This is a genomic window from Streptomyces sp. NPDC101151 (genome assembly GCF_044768335.1).
GTDB lineage: Bacteria > Actinomycetota > Actinomycetes > Streptomycetales > Streptomycetaceae > Streptomyces.
The window spans coordinates 41,969-63,635 of sequence record NZ_JBIWPP010000003.1; the positions used below are offsets into that span (position 1 = coordinate 41,969).

19 protein-coding genes and 1 tRNA gene are annotated in these 21,667 nt (G+C 72.3%); 17 read left to right on the forward strand and 3 right to left on the reverse strand.

Annotated elements, in window-relative coordinates; all coding sequences use genetic code 11:
• Positions 1 to 120: 120 nt before the first annotated feature.
• The 6 genes from sucC to fusA all read left to right on the forward strand — a co-directional run bounded on the left by sucC (position 121) and on the right by fusA (position 7,768).
• Entirely contained in the window at positions 121 to 1,251 is a 1,131-nt protein-coding gene (sucC, locus tag ACIRU3_RS06045) for an ADP-forming succinate--CoA ligase subunit beta (RefSeq protein ID WP_404052008.1), read from the forward strand.
• Positions 1,252 to 1,262: 11 nt separating this feature from the next.
• A complete protein-coding gene (sucD, locus tag ACIRU3_RS06050) occupies positions 1,263 to 2,147 on the forward strand; it encodes a succinate--CoA ligase subunit alpha (protein WP_404052011.1) in 885 nt (294 codons plus the stop codon).
• A gap of 193 nt (positions 2,148 to 2,340) precedes the next feature.
• Positions 2,341 to 3,888, forward strand: a complete 1,548-nt coding sequence (locus ACIRU3_RS06055) for an aldehyde dehydrogenase family protein (protein WP_404052013.1) — start codon at positions 2,341 to 2,343, stop codon at positions 3,886 to 3,888.
• 218 nt (positions 3,889 to 4,106) lie between these two features.
• Positions 4,107 to 4,194, forward strand: a tRNA-Leu gene (locus tag ACIRU3_RS06060).
• A 114-nt stretch (positions 4,195 to 4,308) separates the two neighbouring features.
• Positions 4,309 to 5,379 carry a nucleotidyl transferase AbiEii/AbiGii toxin family protein gene (locus tag ACIRU3_RS06065; protein WP_404052015.1) on the forward strand — a complete coding sequence of 357 codons (1,071 nt, stop codon included), beginning with the start codon at positions 4,309 to 4,311 and terminating at the stop codon, positions 5,377 to 5,379.
• A 331-nt stretch (positions 5,380 to 5,710) separates the two neighbouring features.
• Positions 5,711 to 7,768: an elongation factor G gene (fusA, locus tag ACIRU3_RS06070; RefSeq protein WP_404052018.1), complete on the forward strand. Its 2,058-nt coding sequence runs from the start codon at positions 5,711 to 5,713 to the stop codon at positions 7,766 to 7,768.
• Positions 7,769 to 8,062: 294 nt separating this feature from the next.
• On the opposite strand, the gene ACIRU3_RS06075 is transcribed toward fusA, so the two are convergent.
• Positions 8,063 to 9,352 carry an ROK family protein gene (locus ACIRU3_RS06075; protein ID WP_404052021.1) on the reverse strand — a complete coding sequence of 430 codons (1,290 nt, stop codon included), beginning with the start codon at positions 9,350 to 9,352 and terminating at the stop codon, positions 8,063 to 8,065.
• Between the two features lie 197 nt (positions 9,353 to 9,549).
• Between ACIRU3_RS06075 and ACIRU3_RS06080 the strand changes: the two genes are divergently transcribed.
• Genes ACIRU3_RS06080 through ACIRU3_RS06095 form a run of 4 tightly spaced genes read left to right on the forward strand, consistent with a single transcriptional unit; the run spans position 9,550 to position 14,111 of the window.
• Entirely contained in the window at positions 9,550 to 10,866 is a 1,317-nt protein-coding gene (locus ACIRU3_RS06080) for an ABC transporter substrate-binding protein (protein ID WP_404052024.1), read from the forward strand.
• A gap of 5 nt (positions 10,867 to 10,871) precedes the next feature.
• Positions 10,872 to 11,861: a carbohydrate ABC transporter permease gene (locus ACIRU3_RS06085; RefSeq protein ID WP_404052027.1), complete on the forward strand. Its 990-nt coding sequence runs from the start codon at positions 10,872 to 10,874 to the stop codon at positions 11,859 to 11,861.
• Positions 11,862 to 11,877: 16 nt separating this feature from the next.
• The gene (locus tag ACIRU3_RS06090) at positions 11,878 to 12,717 is read left to right on the forward strand and encodes a carbohydrate ABC transporter permease (protein ID WP_404053158.1); all 840 of its coding nucleotides are present in this window, start codon (positions 11,878 to 11,880) and stop codon (positions 12,715 to 12,717) included.
• 29 nt (positions 12,718 to 12,746) lie between these two features.
• Complete coding sequence (locus ACIRU3_RS06095) at positions 12,747 to 14,111, forward strand: GH1 family beta-glucosidase (protein ID WP_404052030.1); 1,365 nt, start codon at positions 12,747 to 12,749, stop codon at positions 14,109 to 14,111.
• Positions 14,112 to 14,659: 548 nt separating this feature from the next.
• Here the strand turns inward: ACIRU3_RS06095 and ACIRU3_RS06100 are convergent.
• A complete protein-coding gene (locus ACIRU3_RS06100) occupies positions 14,660 to 14,866 on the reverse strand; it encodes a hypothetical protein (RefSeq protein WP_404052032.1) in 207 nt (68 codons plus the stop codon).
• 89 nt (positions 14,867 to 14,955) lie between these two features.
• Between ACIRU3_RS06100 and ACIRU3_RS06105 the strand changes: the two genes are divergently transcribed.
• From ACIRU3_RS06105 to ACIRU3_RS06115, 3 genes are read left to right on the forward strand one after another with little or no spacing between them, the layout of a single operon-like run.
• Entirely contained in the window at positions 14,956 to 15,417 is a 462-nt protein-coding gene (locus tag ACIRU3_RS06105) for a hypothetical protein (protein ID WP_404052034.1), read from the forward strand.
• Positions 15,418 to 15,468: 51 nt separating this feature from the next.
• Entirely contained in the window at positions 15,469 to 16,137 is a 669-nt protein-coding gene (locus tag ACIRU3_RS06110; protein ID WP_404052036.1) for a hypothetical protein, read from the forward strand.
• A gap of 39 nt (positions 16,138 to 16,176) precedes the next feature.
• Entirely contained in the window at positions 16,177 to 16,896 is a 720-nt protein-coding gene (locus ACIRU3_RS06115) for a YcnI family protein (protein WP_404052038.1), read from the forward strand.
• A 77-nt stretch (positions 16,897 to 16,973) separates the two neighbouring features.
• On the opposite strand, the gene ACIRU3_RS06120 is transcribed toward ACIRU3_RS06115, so the two are convergent.
• Positions 16,974 to 17,765: a CDP-alcohol phosphatidyltransferase family protein gene (locus ACIRU3_RS06120; protein WP_404052041.1), complete on the reverse strand. Its 792-nt coding sequence runs from the start codon at positions 17,763 to 17,765 to the stop codon at positions 16,974 to 16,976.
• A 108-nt stretch (positions 17,766 to 17,873) separates the two neighbouring features.
• On the opposite strand from ACIRU3_RS06120, the gene ACIRU3_RS06125 reads away from it, so the two are divergent.
• From ACIRU3_RS06125 to ACIRU3_RS06140, 4 genes are all read left to right on the forward strand, one after another.
• Positions 17,874 to 18,863 carry a zinc-binding alcohol dehydrogenase gene (locus ACIRU3_RS06125; RefSeq protein WP_404052044.1) on the forward strand — a complete coding sequence of 330 codons (990 nt, stop codon included), beginning with the start codon at positions 17,874 to 17,876 and terminating at the stop codon, positions 18,861 to 18,863.
• 112 nt (positions 18,864 to 18,975) lie between these two features.
• On the forward strand, positions 18,976 to 19,374 hold the full coding sequence (locus ACIRU3_RS06130) for a 6-pyruvoyl trahydropterin synthase family protein (RefSeq protein ID WP_404052047.1): 399 nt from the start codon (positions 18,976 to 18,978) through the stop codon (positions 19,372 to 19,374).
• The gene (locus ACIRU3_RS06135; RefSeq protein WP_404052049.1) at positions 19,371 to 20,561 is read left to right on the forward strand and encodes a glycosyltransferase family 4 protein; all 1,191 of its coding nucleotides are present in this window, start codon (positions 19,371 to 19,373) and stop codon (positions 20,559 to 20,561) included. Before ACIRU3_RS06130 ends, ACIRU3_RS06135 begins: the two co-directional genes overlap by 4 nt.
• Entirely contained in the window at positions 20,558 to 21,592 is a 1,035-nt protein-coding gene (locus ACIRU3_RS06140; RefSeq protein ID WP_404052051.1) for a trans-aconitate methyltransferase, read from the forward strand. The genes ACIRU3_RS06135 and ACIRU3_RS06140 overlap by 4 nt, the downstream gene beginning before the upstream one ends.
• Positions 21,593 to 21,667: the final 75 nt, after the last annotated feature.

The window sequence follows — 21,667 nt, forward strand, 5'->3', positions numbered from 1 at the left end:
GTCGACGAATACTGTATGAAGCTTGTTATCCCGCATCCGGTGGGTGGTGTCCAGGGGGCGTGCGGCACTTTTCAGTCATCGGAGTTCGGCCTTTCGATGGCTTCGCAGACAGGAGCCGAAGTGGACCTGTACGAACACCAGGCAAGGGAACTCTTCGCGGAACACGGCATCCCGGTGCCGCAGGCGGAGGTCACCGACTCGCCCAAGGAGGCTCGTGAGATCGCGCGCCGGCTGGGCGGCCGCGTCGTGGTCAAGGCGCAGGTGAAGACCGGCGGCCGGGGCAAGGCGGGCGGTGTGAAGCTCGCCGCCGACCCGGCGGCGGCCGAGCTGACCGCCCGGCAGATCCTCGGGGCGGACATCAAGGGCCACACCGTCGGCAAGGTGATGCTGGCTCAACCCGTCGGGATCGAGAGCGAGTTCTACGTCTCCTACGTCCTCGACCGGGCGGCGGGCCGCTTCCTCGCGATCGCCTCGGCCGAGGGCGGCACGGAGATCGAGGAGGTCGCCGCGAGCCGGCCGCAGGCGGTCGCGCGGATCCCCGTCGACCCGGCCGAGGGCGTCACCTCCGCCAAGGCGGGCGAGATCGCCGACGCGGCCGGGCTGCCGCCGCAGACCACCGACGTCCTCGTACGCCTGTGGCAGGTGCTGGTGCGTGAGGACGCCCTGCTCGTCGAGGTCAACCCGCTGGTGCGCACCGACCGGGGCCGCATCGTCGCCCTCGACGGCAAGGTCACCCTGGACGACAACGCCCTGTTCCGGCAGGCCCGTTGGGGGGCCGGACCGCAGGAGCACCACGATCCGCTGGAGGCCGCGGCCGCCGCCCGCGGCCTCACCTACGTCAAGCTCGACGGCGAGGTCGGCATCATCGGCAACGGCGCGGGCCTGGTCATGTCGACGCTGGACGCGGTCGCCGGCAGCGGCGCGCGGCCCGCCGACTTCCTCGACATCGGCGGCGGCGCCTCCGCCCGGACCATGTCCGACGGACTCTCCGTGATCCTCTCCGACCCGGCCGTGAAGTCCGTCCTCGTCAACGTCTTCGGCGGGATCACCGCCTGCGACGCCGTCGCCGAGGGGATCGTGGCCGCCCTCGACAGCATTCGGCCGGCCAGGCCGCTGGTCGTCCGCCTCGACGGCAACAACGCCGCCCGCGGCCGCGCGATCCTCGACGAGCGCGCGCATCCCCTCGTCGAACAGGTCCCCACCATGGACGGCGCCGCCCGCCGCGCCGCCGAACTCGCCCGCACCGCCTGAGGAGAGGGAACATGGCCATCCATCTCACCAAGGAGAGCAAGGTCCTCGTCCAGGGCATGACCGGCGGAGAGGGCATGAAGCACACCCGGCGCATGCTGGCGGCCGGCACCGACGTCGTCGGCGGCGTGAACCCGCGCAAGGCCGGGCGGACCGTCGATTTCGACGGGCAGGCGGTGCCCGTCTTCGGGTCGGTCGCCGACGGTATGCGCTCGACCGGAGCCGATGTCACCGTCGTCTTCGTCCCGCCCGCCTTCGCCAGGGCGGCCGTCACCGAGGCCGTCGACGCCCGTATCCCGCTGGCCGTCGTCATCACCGAGGGCATCCCGGTCCACGACACCGTCGCCTTCACCGCCCACGCGGCACAACACGGCACCCGCATCATCGGCCCCAACTGCCCCGGCCTGATCACCCCCGGCCAGTCCAACGCCGGCATCATCCCCGCCGACATCACCAAACCGGGCCCCGTCGGCCTCGTCTCCAAGTCGGGCACTCTCACCTACCAGCTCATGTACGAGCTGCGCGAGACCGGCTTCTCCACCTGCGTCGGCATCGGCGGCGACCCCGTCGTCGGCACCAGCCACATCGACTGCCTCGCCGCCTTCCAGGACGACCCGGACACCGAACTCATCGTCCTCATCGGAGAGATCGGCGGCGACGCGGAGGAGCGCGCGGCCGCCTACATCCGCGAGCACGTCACCAAGCCTGTCGTCGGCTACATCGCCGGGTTCACCGCGCCCGAGGGCCGGACCATGGGACACGCGGGCGCGATCGTCTCCGGCTCGGCCGGCACGGCACAGGCGAAGAAGGAGGCCCTGGAGGCGGCCGGCGTCCGGGTGGGTCGCACCCCGACCGAGACGGCGGAGCTCGTGCTCGCACGGCCCGCCGGGACACAGTGACTTCACTCATAGTCGGCGCGCGGTGACTGTCGGCTTTCATGACCTGTCGGTAACTTCTTCGGTCGCGGGCTCCTGCGTACGACGCCCGACGTCCGGCGCACGGGGTGCGAGCCGTGCGCCGGACGGCCAGGCACCGCCACGCAGGACCCGCGGGCCCTTTCTCTCGACCGTGCACCGAGAGCGGAGCATTCGAATGGCACCCACCCTCACTCTCACCCTCAAGGCCGGAACGTCCTGGGCCGAGGCCTGGCGGCGCAGCCTCGCCGCCGCCCCCGAAGCCTTCCGGGACGACCGCGTCCTCAACCTCTGGAACGGCGCCTGGCACGCGGACGGCCGGGCGCTGCCCGCCATCAGTCCGGTCGACGGCAGCCCGGTCGCGGGTCCGCCCCGGCTGGACCGGGCCGCCGCGCGACAAGCGGTGAAGGCCGCGCTCGACCAGCACCGTGCCTGGCGGCACATTCCGCCGGCCGAACGGCGGGCGCGCGTCGCGGCCACCCTCGACGCCCTCGCGGAACACCGCGAACTCCTCGCGCTGCTGCTCGTCTGGGAGATCGGCAAGCCATGGCGGCTCGCCCAGGCGGACGTCGACCGGGCCGTCGACGGGGTCCGCTGGTACGTGGACGGCATCGAGCCGATGATCGCCGGCCGGGCGCCGCTGGACGGCCCGGTGTCCAACATCGCGAGCTGGAACTACCCGATGAGCGTCCTCGTCCACGCACTGCTGGTCCAGGCACTCGCGGGCAACGCGGTGATCGCCAAGACCCCGACCGACGGCGGTGTCGCCTGCCTGACCCTGGCCTGCGCGCTCGCCGCCCGCGAGGGGCTACCCGTCACCCTCGTCAGCGGCAGCGGCGGCGAACTGTCCCAGGCGCTGGTGCGGGCACCCGAGATCGGCTGTGTCTCCTTCGTCGGCGGCCGGGACACCGGCGCGGCGGTCGCCACGGCCGTCGCCGACCTCGGCAAGCGGCACATACTGGAACAGGAGGGCCTCAACACCTGGGGCATCTGGAACTACTCGGACTGGGACGCGCTCACCGCGGTGGTCCCGAAACTCTTCGACTACGGCAAACAGCGCTGCACGGCCTACCCGCGCTTCGTCGTCCAGCGCAGTCTCTTCGACGCGTTCCTCTCCGCCTACCTGCCGGCGGTCCGCAAGGTCCGGGTCGGCCACCCCCTGGCGGTGGAGCGGAGGGACGATCCCTACCCCGAGCTGGACTTCGGTCCGGTGATCAACGCGGCCAAGGCGAAGGAGCTGCGCGACCAGGTGGCGGAGGCCATCGACCGCGGCGCCGTCCCCCTGCACCGCGGCGATCCGGCCGACGCCCGCTTCCTGCCCGGCCAGGACACATCGGCCTACGTCCAGCCGGTCACGCTGCTCAACCCGCCCCGCTCCTCTCCTCTGCACCACGCGGAGCCGTTCGGCCCGGTCGACACGATCGTCCTGGTCGACACGGAGGCGGAGCTGCTGGCCGCGATGAACGCGTCCAACGGTGCCCTCGTCGCCACCCTCGCAACGGACGACAAGGCCACGTTCGAGAGGCTGGCTCCGCAGATCCGCGCCTTCAAGGTCGGCCACGGCAAGCCCCGCTCCCGCGGCGACCGCGACGAGCTGTTCGGCGGCTTCGGCGCCTCCTGGCGCGGCGCCTTCGTCGGCGGCGAGCTGCTGGTCCGTGCCGTCACCCGGGGCCCGGCCGACGAGCGGCTGCCCGGAAACTTCCCCGACTACCAGCTCATGCCCTGACCACCACCCCACCTCCGCCGGCTCATGCCCTGACCACCACCCCACCTCCGCGCTCCGTGCACGACCATTCACTCCATGTGCCCCCCGGCCGGGGCCGCTCCGGCGTGCCCCGGCCGCCGCCCAGCACACGGAATACGCAGGTGAAACGCGCTCCGAAACCTTGGTATTGTTGTCCATGTCGCCGCGGGGAACAGTCCTGGCAAGGCGACAGACACCTGGTCCGGGTGGCGGAATGGCAGACGCGCTAGCTTGAGGTGCTAGTGCCCTTTATCGGGCGTGGGGGTTCAAGTCCCCCCTCGGACACCAGTAAGAACCCCATGGCTGCGGCCATGGGGTTCTTCGTTTGGTACGCCGTCCGTCCGCCCCGTCGTGCGCCGTCCGTCCGCCCCGTTGTCGGTGGCCGACGCTACGGTCGGACCCGTGAACGCGGAGCGAGGTGACGGTGGGCCCGGCGAGGCGGTGCGCGGGACGCACCAGGAGCCGGCGGGCCGACGTGCCGCTCTGGATCATGTGCTGCGCCTCGTCGCGGACGCTCCGTGGAGCGGAACTCTGGTCCTGCGCGGAAGCATGGTCATGCCGGCCTGGGTGGGCAGCGCGGCACGCGAACCCGCCGATCTCGACTGGGTGGTCCTGGAGGACGCCGGGGGTGTCGATCCGCTGGATCCGTATCCGTACGTCGACCGGCTCGACACGGTCCAGCAATGGCCCGAGGCCGCCGACGGCGCGGCACGGTACGAGATCTGGACGTACGAGGAGTTCGACACCGCCGGGCAGCGGCCCGCTCTCCCACCGGAGGGCCTGCACTGGCTGCCTGAGGAGGAGGCCATGGAGACCGGCCCCCCGTACCTCGACCTGCTCGAACGGGTGGCGCAGTGGCCGCAGGCCGCCCCCGGTGTGCTGCTCGACGCGGAGCAGGCGCGCGTGGACGGCACGTGGACCTACGCGGAATACGACACCCCAGGAGTACGACTGCTCATCCCGTGGCACGCGGAAGGTCCGGCCTCCGGCGAGGTACGGCTGGACTTCGCCCGCGACGAACGACTTCCCGAGCCCCCGGTGTGGACCCTGATACCGCGGGGCGACGGCGGAGGACCCACGGCGGTACGGACGGCCGGCCGGGACCTGTCACTGGCATGGAAACTCCTGTGGCTGCATACCGACAGCCGGGACGACGGCCGGGCGCAGGGCAAGGACCTGTACGACGCCGTCCTCCTGGCCGAGGCGGAAGGGGCAGCGCTTCCGCCGCACCTGCTGCGGACGGTCCTGAGCCGGACGGCGCGTCTGGAGGCGGACGCCTTCCGCCCGGACGCGGTGATCCGGTGGGACGTGGACTGGGCCGCGTTCCAGGAGCGGCACCCCTGGGTGCCGGGAACGGCCGAGGACTGGCTGCGCAGGCTCGCCCGGGCACTGGAGGCGATCGCCGCGCGGCGCCCGTCCGAGGGCGGGAGGCAGAGAGAAAACCAGTACTCGCCGCCTGATCCTCTTCCCTAGACTCACCCATGCGTCACGCGCCGTACCGACAACCCGGCGGCGCGCGTCGCTGCCGAAGATTCGTGACCACCGAGGGGAGCCCGGCCGTGCGTGACCGTACCGCCGTCGTCGTTCCCCCGTCCCGGTCCGAGGTGATCCTGGTGTCCTCGTCCGTCCGGTGCCCGCTGCGCGGCCGGCACCGGATGCCCGTGACGACGCTCTGACCCGGTTCGCCCACAGTTCACAGCTCACATCCCCCGCCCGTCGGCGGGCGGTGGGGCCGGGCAACTCCACGCCCTCGTCCGGGAAATCGCGCTGCCCCTTTTCCTGAACCTCAGAAAGGCCATGGGCCGTGCGCACCTACCTCCGCACCCTCACCACCGTCCGCAACCTCGGCATCCTCGCCCACGTCGACGCCGGCAAGACCACCGTCACCGAGCGGATCCTGTACGCGACGGGGACCACCCACAAGCGCGGCGAGGTCCACGACGGCACCACCGTCACCGACTTCGACCCCCAGGAACGCGACCGCGGCATCACCATCTTCGCCGCCGCCGTGAGCTGCGCCTGGGACGGCCACCGCATCAACCTCATCGACACGCCCGGCCACGTCGACTTCGCCGACGAGGTGGAGCGCTCGTTGCGCGTCCTCGACGGGGCGATCGCCGTCTTCGACGCCGTCGCCGGCGTCGAGCCGCAGAGCGAGTCGGTGTGGCGGCAGGCCGACCGGCACGGCGTGCCGAGAATCGCGTTCGTCAACAAGCTGGACCGTGCGGGCGCCGACCTCGACCGGGCCGTCGCATCCATCCGGGAGCGGTTGCATCCGGTGCCGCTCGTCGTTCAGCTGCCGATCGGTGCGGAAGGCGGCTTCACCGGTGTCGTGGACCTGGTGCGCATGCGCTCCCTGGTCTGGGCCGACGGCGACGGTACGGCGGTGGAAGGGCCGGTGCCCCAGGAGTTGGGGGAGGAGGCGTCGCGGCGGCGCCGGTCGCTCGAGGAGACGGTGGCCGAACTCCACCCGGCCGCCCTGGAGGAGTTCTGCGACCAGGAGACGCTCTCCGCCGCCACCCTCGCATCCGCCCTGCGCGACCTCACCCGCACCGGCGACGGCGTGGTCGTCCTGTGCGGCTCCGCCTACCGCAACCGCGGTGTCGAACCGCTGCTGGACGCGGTGGTGGCCTACCTGCCGTCACCGCTCGACGTACCCGCCGTACGCGGTGTCCACGACGGCACCGAACAGTGGCGGGCCGCCGACCCCGAGGCGCCGTTCGCGTCGCTCGCTTTCAAGGTGAACGCGGGCAGTACCGGGCGCCTGACCTATGTGCGCGTCTACTCGGGCACGATCGAGAAGGGAGACACCGTGGGGGACCCCGGCACCGGACGCACCGAGCGGGTGGCACGGATCCTGCGGGTCACGGCGGACCGGCACGCCCAGCTGGACCGGGCCGTCGCCGGTGACATCGTCGCGCTCGCGGGACTGAAGTCGGCGCGGGCCGGCTCGACCCTCTGCGATCCCGGCGCCCCGCTGCTCCTGGAGCCGCCGGTGGTCGCCGAGCCCGTGGTGTCCGTCGCCGTCGAGGCGCGCCGCAGCACCGACACCGGCCGGCTGGCGACGGCGCTGGCGCGGCTGGCGGAGGAGGACCCCTCGTTGGTGGTGCGCACCGACGGCGAGACCGGGCAGACGGTGCTGTCCGGCATGGGTGAACTGCACCTGGAGGTCGCGGTGGAGAAGATCCGCCGTGACGGCGGACCGGAGGTCACCGTGGGCCGCCCGAGGGTCGCGCACCGGGAGACCGTCGTGCGCGGGGTGAGCGGGCTGGTGCACCGGCACGTCAAACAGGACGGCGGGGCAGGGCAGTTCGCCCATGTCGTCCTGGATGTGGAGCCGCTCGGGGCCGAAGCCGGCGTCACGGGCTTCGAGTTCCGGTCCGTCGTGGTCGGCGGGCGGGTCCCGCAGGAGTACGTGCGCGCGGTGGAGGCGGGCTGCCGGGACGCCTTGGCGGAGGGCCCCCTCCAGGGCCACCCGGTGACCGGGCTGCGGGTCACGCTGACCGATGGCTCGACCCATGTGAAGGACTCCTCCGACATGGCCTTCCGCACGGCAGGCCGGCTGGGCCTGCGCGAGGCGCTGCGCGCCTGCGCGATGGCCCTGCTGGAACCGGTCGCCGAGGTCACGGTCACCGTGCCCGAGGACGCGGTCGGCGGGGTGCTCGGGGATCTGGCGGCCCGGCGCGGCCGGGTCACCGGCTCCGAGAGCAGGGGCGGCGCGGCGGTACTGACCGCCACCGTGCCGCTGGCCGAACTGTTCGGCTACGCGACCCGGTTGCGCAGCCGCACCCAAGGGCGGGGCACCTTCACCACCCGCCCCGCCGGCTATGCACCGGCCCCACAGCCGGCACCGGCCCGCTAGCGGCGGCCTCGGCGCGGTGACGGACTCGGCGGTCCGGTGACCGCACCCGCAGGCGGCCGCACCACCCACACCGAGCAGCACGGGTGGTGCGGCCCGCGCATCCGAACGCCGGGGGCGGGGTACGCGTGGTGCGGCCCGCCTGGACAGGTCGCACCACGCAAGCCGGTCACCGCTTCGGATCCCACCCTCCGAGGCCACGGGCCGCGCCCGGCAAGGCAGTTCCCCTCCGGCCGGTCACCGAGCGGCCGGACCCCACCTCCCGAGCCCATCGACACCGCCGATCGGACCAATCCTTCAGGCCAACCGTCCGTCCAACGCGGCCCGCCAAGCCGGTGACGGCACCGAACCCGCCGCGGGACGCGGCCGTTGTCCGCCCCGTGCGAAGAACGCGGCCAGGGGGAGGACCGCCGCGCCCACGGTGACGGCGTCCGGTCCGAGGCGGCCCAGGTCGATGCCGACCCGGCCCGCGGGGAAGCGGAGGGCCTGGGCGAGTGCGTGTTCGCGGACCTCGTCCAGGAAGCCGCCGCCGAGCTGGAGGCCCGCCCAGCCGCCGATCAGGATCCGCTCGGGCTGGAAGAGGTTGATCAGGTCGGAGAGGCCGGCGCCCAGATACTCGGCGGTCTCGGCGAGGACGGCCGCCGCCACCGGGTCGGGTGCCCGGCCGCTCACGGGGTGGGCCGCGGCGAGCAGTTCGGTCAGGGCGGTCTCCCCGCCGGCTCCGGCCGACGGCCGCCCGCCCGCCTCCCGCCAGCGCGCCACCAGCGCCTCCGCGCCCGCGTACGCCTCCAGGCAGCCCCGGGCGCCGCACCGGCACCGGCGCCCTCCGACCCGTACCGTCAGGTGCCCCCACTCCACCGCCCGTCCCTGGGCCGCCTCCTCCGTGACCACACAGGCGCCGACGCCGGAGCCGAACAGGATCACCACGGCATTGCGGGCTCCGCGCCCGGCGCCGAACCACATCTCGGCCTGTCCCAGGGCCTTGGCGCCGTTGTCGACGAAGTAGGGGATACGGGCCGGGAGTCGGCCGGTCCGCCGGAGCAGCCGCTCCAGTGGGACCGCGTCCCAGCCGATCGTCTGGCCGTGCACGACCGCACCCTCCTCGTCGGCGTGCTCGATGATGCCGGGGACGCCGATACCGACGCCGAGGAGGTCGTCGGCGGCGAGACGGGCCGTGCGGAGTACCTCGGCGATGCCCTCGTGGACATGGCCGACGACCGCGTCGACCTCGTACCCACGTGGCCCCAACGGCCGTTCCGTGCGGGCGAGTTCGGTGAGGGCGAGGTCCAGCAGCTCGACCCGGACCCGGGTCTCGCCGACGTCGACGCCGATCAGCCGTCCGCTGTCCGAACGTATCCGCAGCAGCCGGGGCGGCCGGCCGGCGTCGGAGCCGACGCTGCCCGCCTCCTCCACCAGACCGTCGGCGAGCAGCTCGGCCACGACATTGCTGACGGAGCCCGAACTCAGCCCGGTTGCCGGACCGAGAGCGTGCCGGCTCATCGGGCCGTCGAAATACAACCGTTGCAGAACGGCGCTCCGGCTCTCCCGCCGCAGGTCACGCACCGTACGGCCGCCCAGCCCTGCCACCCGACCTCCCTGGTTCGCGCACATTTCCGGCCCGCCGGACCGGATGCCGCTGCCGGATCCCTTGACGAGCGTTTCTCTTGAGGTTTAACTCACATCCTAAATTAAGCCATGAGGGGCTTTCGGGAGCCGAACGGGGTGTCGGCTCCCGCGAGCAGGCCCCTCGGGTTCTCGACTCCCGGAAAGGGACACCAGGAGCCATGCGCAGCATCCGAGCCGCGGCCGTAGGCGCCGTCACCATGTCTCTCGCCCTCGCGGCCACGGCCTGCGGAGGCGGTTCGTCGAGCGGGGGCGGGTCCAACGACTCGCCGAAGACGCTGACCTACTGGGCCTCCAACCAGGGCGCCAGCATCGCGGTCGACAAGAAGGTCCTGCAGCCCGAACTCGACAAGTTCGAGAAGCAGACCGGCATCAAGGTGAAACTGGAGGTCGTGCCCTGGTCCGACCTGCTCAACCGGATCCTCACCGCGACCACCTCCGGTCAGGGCCCGGACGTGCTGAACATCGGCAACACCTGGAGCGCCTCACTGCAGGCGACCGGCGCGCTGCTGCCGTGGGACGCCAAGAACCTCGACAGGATCGGCGGCAAGGACCGGTTCGTCGACTCCGCGCTCGGCTCGACCGGCGCCCAGGGCAAGGACCCGGCCGCCGTACCCCTGTACTCGATGGCCTACGCGCTCTACTACAACAAGCAGATCTTCGCCGACGCCGGCATCTCCAAACCCCCGGCCACCTGGGACGAGCTGATCGCCGACGGAAAGAAGATCAAGGCGAAGGGCAAGTCCGTCCTCGGCGCCGAGGGCTCCAACCTGGCGGAGAACATCCACCACGTCTTCGTCTTCGCCAAGCAGCACGGCGCCGACTTCTTCACCGCCGACGGCAAGCCGGACTTCACCGACCCCAAGGTGGTCGACGCGGTCAAGCAGTACGTCGACCTGATGGCCAAGGACAAGGCCATCCCGACCGGCGACGCCGAGTACGCGCAGAACCAGTCCGTGAGCGACTTCGCCAAGGGCAAGCAGGCCATGCTGCTGTGGCAGTCGGCGGCCGCCAACCTCAAGTCGCAGGGCATGAGCGACGACGCCTACGGCATCGCCCCCGTGCCCGTGCGGTCCGGCACCCCCGGCACCGGCGCACAGACCAACTCGATGGTCGCCGGCATCAACATCGCGGTCTTCAAGAACAGCCACAACCTCGACGGTGCGACGAAGTTCGTGAAGTTCATGACCGGTGACGACGAGCAGAAGATCCTCAACAAGGCCTACACCTCCATCCCGCCGGTCAGGACCGCCCAGCAGGACACGGCGTTCAACGCCCCGGCCAACGCGGTGCTGAAGACCACGCTCGCCACCAGCGCGGCCGCGCTGCCGCAGGTCGCGTCCGAGTCGCAGTTCGAGACGGCGGTCGGTACGGCCGTCAAGGAACTGTTCGCCGATGCCGCCGCCGGACGCGCGGTGACCACCGACTCCGTCAAGGCGAAGCTGGAGAAGGCCCAGCAGCAGATGCCGGCGGCGTGAGCACCATGACCACGACCACCACCGCTGTGAAAGAGCCGGTGCGTGCAGTCTCCCCCGGTGCGGCGCGCGGTCCGCGCCGCACCGGGCGGATACGCCGCATCGGACTGCCGTACCTGCTGCTCCTGCCCGCCCTGCTGCTCGAACTCCTCGTCCACCTGGTGCCGATGGTCATCGGCATCGTGATGAGCTTCAAGGAACTCACCCAGTTCTACATCCGCGACTGGGGGAGCGCCCCCTGGTCCGGCCTCGGCAACTACAAGGTGTCGGTGGACTTCGACGCGCCCGTGGGGGAGGCGCTGCTGCACTCGTTCCTCGTCACCGTCGGCTTCACCCTGCTGTCGGTCGGCCTGTGCTGGCTGATCGGGACCGCGGCCGCGATCTTCATGCAGGACACCTTCCGCGGCCGTGGTCTGCTGCGCGCCCTGTTCCTGGTGCCGTACGCGCTGCCCGTCTACGCGGCCGTCATCACCTGGGTGTTCATGTTCCAGCACGACAACGGCCTGGTGAACCACGTCCTGCACGACCAGCTCCACCTCACCGACAAGCCCTCGTTCTGGCTCATCGGCGACAACAGCTTCTACGCCCTGCTGACCGTGTCGGTGTGGAAGGGCTGGCCGTTCGCCTTCCTCATCGTGATGGCCGGGCTGCAGAACATCCCCAAGGAGCTGTACGAGGCGGCCGCGCTGGACGGCGCGGGAATGCTGCAGCAGATCCGCCGCATCACCCTGCCCTCGCTGCGTCCGGTCAACCAGGTCCTGGTCCTGGTGCTCTTCCTGTGGACCTTCAACGACTTCAACACGCCGTACGTGCTGTTCGGCAAGGCCGCACCCGAGGCCGCCGACCTCATCTCGGTGCACATCTACCAGGCCTCGTTCGTCACCTGGAACTTCGGCACCGGCTCCGCCATGTCCGTCCTGCTGCTGCTCTTCCTGCTGGTCGTGACCGGCGTCTACCTCCTGGCCACCTCACGCGGACGGAGGGCCGCCGATGTCTAGCCCCCACAACTCCCCGATGGCGCCGCCCCGTTCCTTCCTGTGGTCCCGGCGGATCTTCCTCACCCTGCTCACCGGCTTCGTCCTGGTGCCGGTGTACGTGATGGTCTCCAGCTCGCTGAAGCCCCTCGCGGACGTCACGGGCAAGTTCCGCTGGCTGCCGAGCGGGCTGACCCTCCGGCCGTACATCGACATCTGGTCGACGGTCCCGCTCGCGAAGTACTTCGTGAACTCGCTGATCGTGGCGGGCGCGGCGACCGTCTGCTCGGTGGTCATCGCGGTGTTCGCCGCCTACGCCGTCAGCCGCTACGAATTCCGCGGCAAGCGGGTCTTCACGGTCACCGTCCTGTCGACGCAGATGTTCCCGGGCATCCTCTTCCTCCTCCCGCTCTTCCTCCTCTACGTCAACATCGGCAACGCCACCGGCATCGCCCTGTTCGGATCCCGCGGCGGCCTGATCCTGACGTACCTGACCTTCTCCCTCCCCTTCTCCATCTGGATGCTGATCGGATACTTCGACTCCGTGCCGCGCGACCTGGACGAGGCGGCGCTGGTGGACGGCTGCGGGCCGCTCGGCGCGCTGCTCAGGATCGTCGTACCGGCCGCCGTCCCCGGCATCGTCGCGGTCGCCGTGTACGCCTTCATGACCGCGTGGGGCGAGGTGCTCTTCGCGTCCGTCATGACCAACGACACCACCCGCACCCTCGCCGTCGGCCTCCAGGGCTACTCCACCCTCAACGACGTCTACTGGAACCAGATCATGGCCGCCTCGCTCGTCGTGAGCGTGCCCGTGGTCGCGGGCTTCCTGCTGCTCCAGCGCTATCTCGTCGCCGGCTTGACGGCGGGCGCCGTCAAGTGACCGACTCCGCACACCTCGAAGGGACTTCCGTGTCCGAACGCATCGACCTCGCCGCACTCCCGGACGACTTCCTGTGGGGCACGGCCACAGCGGCGTACCAGATCGAAGGGGCCGTCGCCGAGGACGGCCGTTCACCGTCGATCTGGGACACCTTCTCGCACACCCCGGGGAAGATCGCGAACGACGACAACGGCGACGTCGCCTGCGACCACTACCACCGCTGGCGCGAGGACATCGGCCTGATGCGGCAGCTCGGCGTCAACGCCTACCGGCTGTCCGTCGCCTGGCCGCGTGTGCTGCCCGGCGGCGACGGCCCCGTGAACCCCAAGGGCCTGGCCTTCTACGACGAGTTGGTGGACGCCCTGCTGGAGGCGGGCATCGCCCCGTCCGTCACCCTCTACCACTGGGACCTGCCGCAGGCCCTCCAGGACCGCGGCGGCTGGCCGGAGCGGGAGACCGCCTTCGCGTTCGCCGAGTACGCCTCGACCGTCGCCGAACGCCTCGGCGACCGCGTCAAGCTCTGGGCCACCCTCAACGAGCCCTCCTGCTCGGCCTGGATCGGCCATCTGGAAGGCAAGATGGCCCCCGGCTGGACCGACCTCACGGCCGCCGTACGCGCCTCCTACCACCTGCTCCTCGGCCACGGCCTCGCCACGCAGGCCATCCGGGCCGCCGCCCCCGACGCCCGGGTGGGCATCGTCAACAACCTCTCCACCGTGCACGCCGTCACCGACCGCCCCGAGGACCTGGCGGCCGCCCGCCGCCACGACGGCCATGTCAACCGCTGGTGGCTCGACCCGGTCCACGGCCGCGGCTTCCCCGCCGACATGGTCGAGACGTACGGCGTCGAACTCCCCGAACAGGCAGGGGACTCGGAGACCATCGCGGCCCCGCTGGACTGGCTCGGCCTGAACTACTACTTCCCGGCGTACGTCGCCGACGACCCCGACGGCCCGGCCCCCCGCGTGCGTTCCGTGCGCCGCCCGGACGTCCCGCGCACCGGCATGGACTGGGAGATCGACGCGAGCGGCATCGAGACGCTGCTGCTGCGCCTCACCGAGGAGTACGGCGCCGGGAAGATCTACGTCACCGAGAACGGCTCGGCCTTCCCGGACGTGGTCCATCCCTACGGCACCGTCCACGACCCGGAGCGCCAGGACTACCTGGAGCGGCACCTCGCCGCCTGCGCCTCGGCGGCCCGCAAGGGCGCTCCGCTGGCCGGCTACTTCGCCTGGTCGCTGCTGGACAACTTCGAGTGGGCGTACGGCTACGCCAAGCGCTTCGGCCTCGTCCACGTCGACTACCGCACCCAGGTGCGCACGATCAAGGGCAGCGGACACCGGTACGCGGACATCGTCCGCGTCCACCGCGGCCGGGCCTGCCGGGCCGCCTGAGCCCGAACCGACGCGGGGCCGACCGAGTCCGGTCTGGTTCGCCGGGCCGACTGAGTCCGGCCCGGACGACCGGTGGGCGTGGGTGCGGGAGCCTGCGCCCACCGGTCCACCTCCACCGGGTGACGCCGCCATCGCCCGGGACACGGCCGTTCGGACGGCATCAGGTCAGGTCACAGGTTCGACCGAGTCCAGGGACTGATGTTCGATGCGGGGCGGGTGGCCGTTGACTTCCCCGCATGTCCCCGACCGACCCGCGGCGCCTCCTGCGGAACGGCGTGCGCACCGCCGTGGTGACGATCCGCGAGCCCGGGGCGCTCCCTCTCCGCACGGCAGAGGCTCTGCTCGGCGTCCTCCATGCCGACGAGACGGTTCTGGCGCTCTACCGACAGTGGTTCGGGCATGCGGTGCCCACCGAGGAGGCCCTCGTCCTCCTCGGCGGGGACGCTCCCGTCCGGGTTCCCAGGCCCTTGGCGATCCTGCGCCCCGCCCACGGGGCCCGGCGGTGTGTGGACGTGTCCGTGGACGGGCGGCGCATCAGCCTCTGGGGTTCACAGCTGGACGGCTCCGGTGAACTTCTCCAGCGGGCCGGTCGTCCCGTGTCCGATCCGCTGGCCCTGGACCCGCGCACCGCCACGGTCGCCGCGGGTGAGCCTCTCCCTGCCCGACGGCCACAAAAGGGCGCTGCTGGCGTAGTTGGAGCCCGGCGAGGTCGTCCGGTCGCTGTACCACGACGGCTGGGGATACACCGCGCTCACGGCGGACGTCTCATTCTGCCGGGCAACCTCTCCGTGCCCAGCGTCTCCCGCGCGGGGTGGCACCTGCGGATCTCCGGGGCCCGCACGGCATGCCCGGCTCCGTCAAGGTCCTGGTCGACGGCAGACCGCACGAGCTGCACGGCTCCGGACTCGATCCCAAGGGCGAACTCCTCCAAGCTCAGGGCGCGCTCGTTCCCTCCGACCCACCCGCGCTATCCGGTCCCGGAACACCGCTCTCCCCGCCGCTTCGGCCGGGCCCCGGGGCACCGTCCTCCTCACCGGTACCGGCCGGCTCAGGAACCCGGTTCACCACATGGGTGCGCCGGCACCCCGTCCTCACCGCCCTGGTGGCGGTCGAGTGGTCGCCGCCGGGCTGTCCTCGGGTGCCGGCCGGGGGACTGGCGCACACCACCGGTCGTCGTCCCCGACTTCAGCGGGACCACTCTCGAAGACCCTCGGCGACCACCGGCCGCCGGCCCTGCGCGACGCTCACCACCCGGCTGTACCGGTCCTCGCCGTCCCGGTCCTGCCGCGACCCGGGCCATGACTGAACACCACATCCGCGCCGTACGTATCCCCCGGTCGTGGCAGGATCCCTCACCATGAACGCGTCGCCGTCCGTGAGGAGCCTGCGCGCCGTGGTGTTCGCCGCGGTGTGTGTGCTGCTCGCTGCCGCCGGGCACGGTCTGGCCATGGGCGACATGCCGCCCCTGTGGGCCGACGTGGCCGCCTTCCTGGCCGTGTTCGCGATCGGCTGGACGCTCGCCGGACGGGAGCGGTCGCTGACCGGCATCGGTGCGGCCATGTTCCTCACCCAGGCCGGCCTGCACTTCGCCTTCGACTCGGCCCACCGGAGCACCGGCCCGGGCCGTGCCCACACCATGGGCATGGCCTCCCTGCCGGGGCACGCCATGGCAGGCATGCCGGGCCACAGCATGGCCATGATGCACGCCCACGCGACGGCCCATGCGGCGGCCGTGCACGCCACCGCCGTCCACGCCACCGCAGCCCACGCCGCCGCAGCCCACCTCCTCGCCGCCTTGATCGCCTCCTGGTGGCTCAGGCGGGGCGAGGCCGCGCTGTGGTCGCTGCTGCGTCGTGCCGTCGCGCTGGTACCGGGCCTCGTCGCCTGGTGGCGGGACGCCCCGCTGCCCGCCCCCGCCGGGCGCATCCTGCGCGCCCCGTCCGGTCAGGAGCCGCCGTGCCGCCCCCTGCTGCGGCACGCGGTGAGCCGTCGTGGACCCCCGGCCCCGATCCCGTACTCGGTCTGACCATCCACACACGTCACTCGTACGGAGATCCACTCACCCATGTCCACGACACGCACACGCACCGCCCTGCGCCGCGCCGGAACCCTCACCGCCCTGACCGCCGCCGCACTCCTCGCCGCGGCCGGCGCCGCCTCGGCCCACGTCACCGTCCACCCGGAGAGCTACGCCAAGGGCGCCACGGACGGTCTGCTGACCTTCCGCGTGCCCAACGAGGAGGACACCGCCTCCACGACCAAGGTGCAGGTCTTCCTGCCCACCGACCACCCCCTCCTCGGCGTGCTGGTCCACCCGCGGGACGGCTGGACCGCCAAGGTCACCAGCACCAAGCTCAAGAAGCCCATCAAGACCGACGACGGCACCATCACCGACGCCGTCTCCGAGATCACCTGGACCGGCGGGAAGATCGACTCCGGCCAGTACGAGGACTTCGACGTGGCGTTCGGGCAGCTGCCCGACGACACCGACCAGCTGGCCTTCAAGGCCCTGCAGACCTACTCCGACGGCAAGACCGTGCGCTGGATCGAGGAGGCCGAGCAGGGCGGGGACGAGCCGGAGAATCCCGCGCCGGTGCTCAAGCTCACCGCCGGCGCTCAGACGCCGGCCCCGGCGGCGGCGAGCGGCGCGGCCGGTACCGCCGAGGCGGCGGACGCGAGCGACTCCACGGCTCGCGGGCTGGGCGTCGCCGGGCTCGTGGTCGGCGTACTGGGCCTGGCGGCGGCGGCCTTCGCGCTCGTACGGAGCCGTTCCGCACGGTCGTAGCCGCGCAACGAACAGGGCAGCACAGGGAAGGGCCCGGACCGGCAGTCGGTCCGGGCCCTTCCCGCTGTGCCGGATGCTCAGCGAGCCGCCAGCTCCAGCAGCCGCGGCTCCACCGGCGCCTCCTCGGCGGCGGCGGCAGCGCCGGACGCGACGGCGGCCGGACGGGAGTACCGCCACAGCCACAGCACGTCCCGGCCGAACGACCACACCAGCGAGCCGAGGGAGAGGGCTGCCACCGCCAGGTTGGCGGCGTACGGCAGCAGGTCCGCGCCCGCCAGCAGCAGGCAGATGCCCTGCAGCGCGGCGACCGTCTTGCGGGCGAAGGACGGCGGCAGCGGCGCATTCAGCCAGGGGGCGACCCGGGCCGCGGCGACGAAGGCGTAGCGCATGCCTCCGATCAGCAGCACCCACGGGCCGAGCTGCATGGACACGTACACGCTCAGCACCAGGATCAGAAACGCGTCGACCTCCATGTCGAAGCGGGCGCCGAGCGCGGAGGAGGTGCCGGTGCGGCGGGCCACCTTGCCGTCCACGCCGTCCAGCAGGAGGGCCACCGCGGTCAGACCGACCAGCAGGGTGACCGGCGGCGAGCTCTGGAAGGAGTCCGCGACCAGCGCGGTCACCCCGCCGACCAGGGTGGCCCGGCCGAGGGTGACCCGGTTTGCAGGTCCGAACGAGCTGAGCCGGGAGCGGTGCAGGGCGCGGGAGAGGACCGCCCAGGTGGCGAATGCGAAGACCAGTCCCGTCAGCCAGCCGGCCGGCCCCAGGCCGATCACCGTGCCGAGCAGGGCCAGCAGCATTATCTGCACGCCCGCTCCCACAGCGGTCTCCTGCTGGAGCCTCGCGTCATACGTGTTGTTCAGGGCCACCGCACATTCCTCCGGCCGAGTGACAGAGTCGATCAACGCCGCGTACTGTGCGCGGCCAGTGCACTTCTCGGTACGTGAACAACTTCCCGATCGTTCAGGAGGATGCCGATGAACCGGTCGGCCCGCTCGTTCTGGCTCCGCTCGCCGGGGCACGGTGAGCTCCGCGACGTCACCCTCGCGGAGCCCGCCGAGGGCGAGGTTCTGGTCCGCGCGCTCTACTCCGGAGTCAGCCGCGGCACGGAGACCCTGGTCTTCCGCGGCGGCGTGCCGGAGTCCCAACACGCGGTGATGCGGGCGCCGTTCCAGGAGGGCGACTTCCCCGGGCCGGTGAAGTACGGCTACCTGAACGTCGGCGTCGTGGAGGAGGGCCCGCAGGCACTGGTCGGGCGTACGGTCTTCTGCCTGTATCCGCATCAGAGCCGTTACGTCGTTCCGGTGAACGCCGTGACCGTCGTGCCCGAGCGCGTGCCCGCCGGGCGGGCCGTCCTCGCGGGCACCGTGGAGACCGCCGTGAACGCCCTCTGGGACGCGGCGCCCCGGATCGGCGACCGCATCGCGGTGGTCGGCGGCGGCATGATCGGCTGTTCGGTGGCCGCCCTGCTCGCCCGCTTCCCGGGCGTACGGCTGCAGCTGGTCGATGCCGACCCGGCCCGCGCGAAAACCGCCGAGGCTCTCGGCGTGGACTTCGCCGCACCGGCGGACGCCCTCGGCGACTGCGACCTCGTCGTCCACGCCAGCGCCACCGAACCGGGCCTCACCCGTTCCCTGGAACTCCTCGCCGCCGAGGGCACCGTCGTCGAACTGAGCTGGTACGGCGACCGGCGCGTCGCTCTGCCGCTGGGCGAGGCCTTCCACTCGCGCCGGCTCACCGTGCGCAGCAGCCAGGTCGGCACCGTCTCCCCGGGCGCCCGCCCCGGCCGCGGTTACGCCGAACGGATGGCCCTCGCCCTCGACCTGCTCGCCGACCCGGCCCTGGACGCCCTCATCACCGGCGAAAGCACCTTCGAGGAGCTGCCGGAGCTGATGCCACGCCTCGCCGCCGGCGAGATCCCCGCCCTCTGTCACCGCATCAGCTACACCGGCAACGGCCTGACCTGAGAAAAGAGTGAGAGGAGGCTGAACACGGGGAAGCGAAGAGCCGTACTACACGGCAACCCCCGGCAGGGAACCGCCGGGGGCACCAGACGCGCCGCACCTGGAGGGTCGTCCGTTGTTCAGCATCACCGTCCGCGATCACATCATGATCGCCCACAGCTTCCGCGGCGAAGTGTTCGGGCCCGCGCAGCGACTGCACGGCGCCACATTCCTCGTGGACGCCACCTTCCGTCGCGAACAGCTGGACGAGGACAACATCGTCGTCGACATCGGCCTGGCAACCCAGGAACTGGGCGCCGTCGTCGGCGAGCTGAACTACCGCAACCTCGACGACGAGCCCGAGTTCGCCGGGATCAACACGTCGACGGAGTTCCTCGCCAAGGTCATCGCCGACCGGCTCGCCGGACGCGTCCACAAAGGCGCGCTCGGCGAGGGTGCCAAGGGCCTCAAGAACCTCACCGTCACCCTGCACGAGTCGCACATCGCCTGGGCGAGTTACGAGCGTGCCCTGTGACCGATGTGGCCCTGGAGCACACCGAGAAGAAACGGCTGGCCTACGTGCCCGCGCCGTCCCTCGCCGCCGAGAACGTCGGGATCATCCCCATGTCCCTGCGCACCGTGCACTTCGTCATGCCGGGCGGCGTCGACGACCCGGCCGCGCCGAGCGGCGGCAACGCCTACGACCGCCGGGTCTGCCTGGACCTGCCGGGGTTCGGCTGGCAGGCCGTGCGGCACGCCGTGCCCGGCAGCTGGCCGCGTCCCGCCCGGTCCGACCGTGACGTGCTCGCCCGCACCCTGCGGGAACTGCCGGACGACACCGTTGTCCTGCTGGACGGTCTGGTCGCCTGCGGCGTCCCGGAGGTCGTCGTCCCCGAGGCCGAACGCCTCAGGCTCGCGGTGCTGGTGCATCTGCCGCTCGGCGACGAGACCGGCCTGGCCGCGGCCGTGGCCGCCGACCTCGACGCCCGGGAGCGGACGGTGCTGCGGGCCGTGCCCGCGGTGATCGCCACCAGCGACTGGGCGGTCCGCCGCCTCGTCTCCCACCACGGCCTCGCCCCCGACCGCGTGCATGTCGCCGCCCCCGGCGCCGACATCGCACCCCTCGCGCCCGGCACCGACGGCGTCTCCCGGCTGCTGTGCGTCGCCGCCGTCACCCCGCGCAAGGGCCAGCACCGGCTGGTGGAGGCGCTGGCCACGGTGACCGAACTGCCGTGGACCTGTGAGTGCGTCGGCGGGCTGACCAACGACCCGGAGTACGTCGCCCACCTGCGCGCTCTGATCCGCGAGCACGGTCTCCAGGACCGGCTGCGGCTCGCGGGACCGCAGGCCGGCGCCGGACTCGACGCCGCCTACGCGGCGGCCGACCTGATGGTCCTCACCTCGTACGCGGAGACGTACGGCATGGCGATCACCGAGGCGCTCGCCCGCGGTGTTCCGGTGCTGGCGACCGACGTCGGCGGTGTCCCCGAGGCCGTCGGCCGCGCCCCCGACGGCGGCGTCCCCGGCATCCTCGTCCCGCCGGAGGACCCCGCCGCACTCGCCGCCGAACTGCGCGGCTGGTTCGGCGAACCCGACGTACGCCGCCGTCTGAAGGCCGCCGCCCGCAGCCGGCGCGCGGCCCTCGACGGCTGGGCGGCCACCGCCCGCAGCCTGGCCGGAGTCCTCGGCCGGCTCCCTGAGACACCGAGGAGGGCGGCATGAGCGACACCAGGACCGTGACCGACGGGATCCCGGCCCAGCCCGGGCCCAGTGAGGCGGAGTTCGCACGTGGCAGCGAGGAGCCGGTGAGCGGCGTCGATCCCCTGGACGCCGACCCGGCAGAGGTCATCGCCGGAGCCGGCCCCCTTGCCAGGCCCGGTGAGCGGGCCACCGTGCGGCTGCGGGACGGCGCGGAAGAGGACTCACCGCGGTACGCGCCCGAGTGGCTGCAGTTGCGGGAAGGGGCCGACGCGGCCGCCCGCGCACAGGAGTTGCTCGAACCGCTGCGGATCCGGCTGGCCGATCTGCCGGGCCGGACGGGCGGACTGGTCGTGCACGACCTGGGCTGCGGCACCGGCTCGATGGGCCGCTGGCTCGCGCCCCGCCTGGACGGCGCCCAGCACTGGGTGCTGCACGACCGTGACCCGTACCTGCTGCACTTCGCCGCCGTGGCCTCCCCGCGCTCCGCCGCCGACGGCGGCCGGGTCTCCGTCGAGACCCGCCGCGGCGACGTCGCCCGGCTCACCCCGGACGCGCTGACCGGGGCCTCCCTGGTGACGGCCTCGGCACTGCTGGACGTCCTCACCCGCGAGGAGATCGGGACCCTCGCCGCCGCCTGCGCCGGAGCGGGCTGCCCGGCCCTGCTCACGCTGTCCGTCGCCGGACGTGTCGAACTCGGCCCGTCCGACCCGCTGGACGCCGAGATCACCGAGGCGTTCAACGCCCACCAGCGCCGTGGCGGACTGCTCGGGCCGGACGCGGTCACGGAGGCCTGCGAGGCGTTCGCCGAGCGCGGGGCGACCGTGCACGTGGTTCCGAGCCCGTGGCGGCTCGGCCCCGCGGAGTCCGCGCTGACCGCCCAGTGGCTGCGGGGCTGGGTGGGCGCGGCCGTCGAGCAGCGGCCCGAGCTGCGCGAGCCCGCCGAGCGCTATCTCCGCGAACGCCTGGCCGCCTGCGCGGCCGGTGAGTTGCGGGCCGTGATCCAGCACAGCGACCTGCTGGCGCTGCCCCGGCCGGCGAGCGCGGCGTCATGAGCGGGCAGGCGACGCTTCGTACGGCACGGGCGGGACGGGATGCGCGCGTGATGCCACCCCTGGGCGGTACGGATG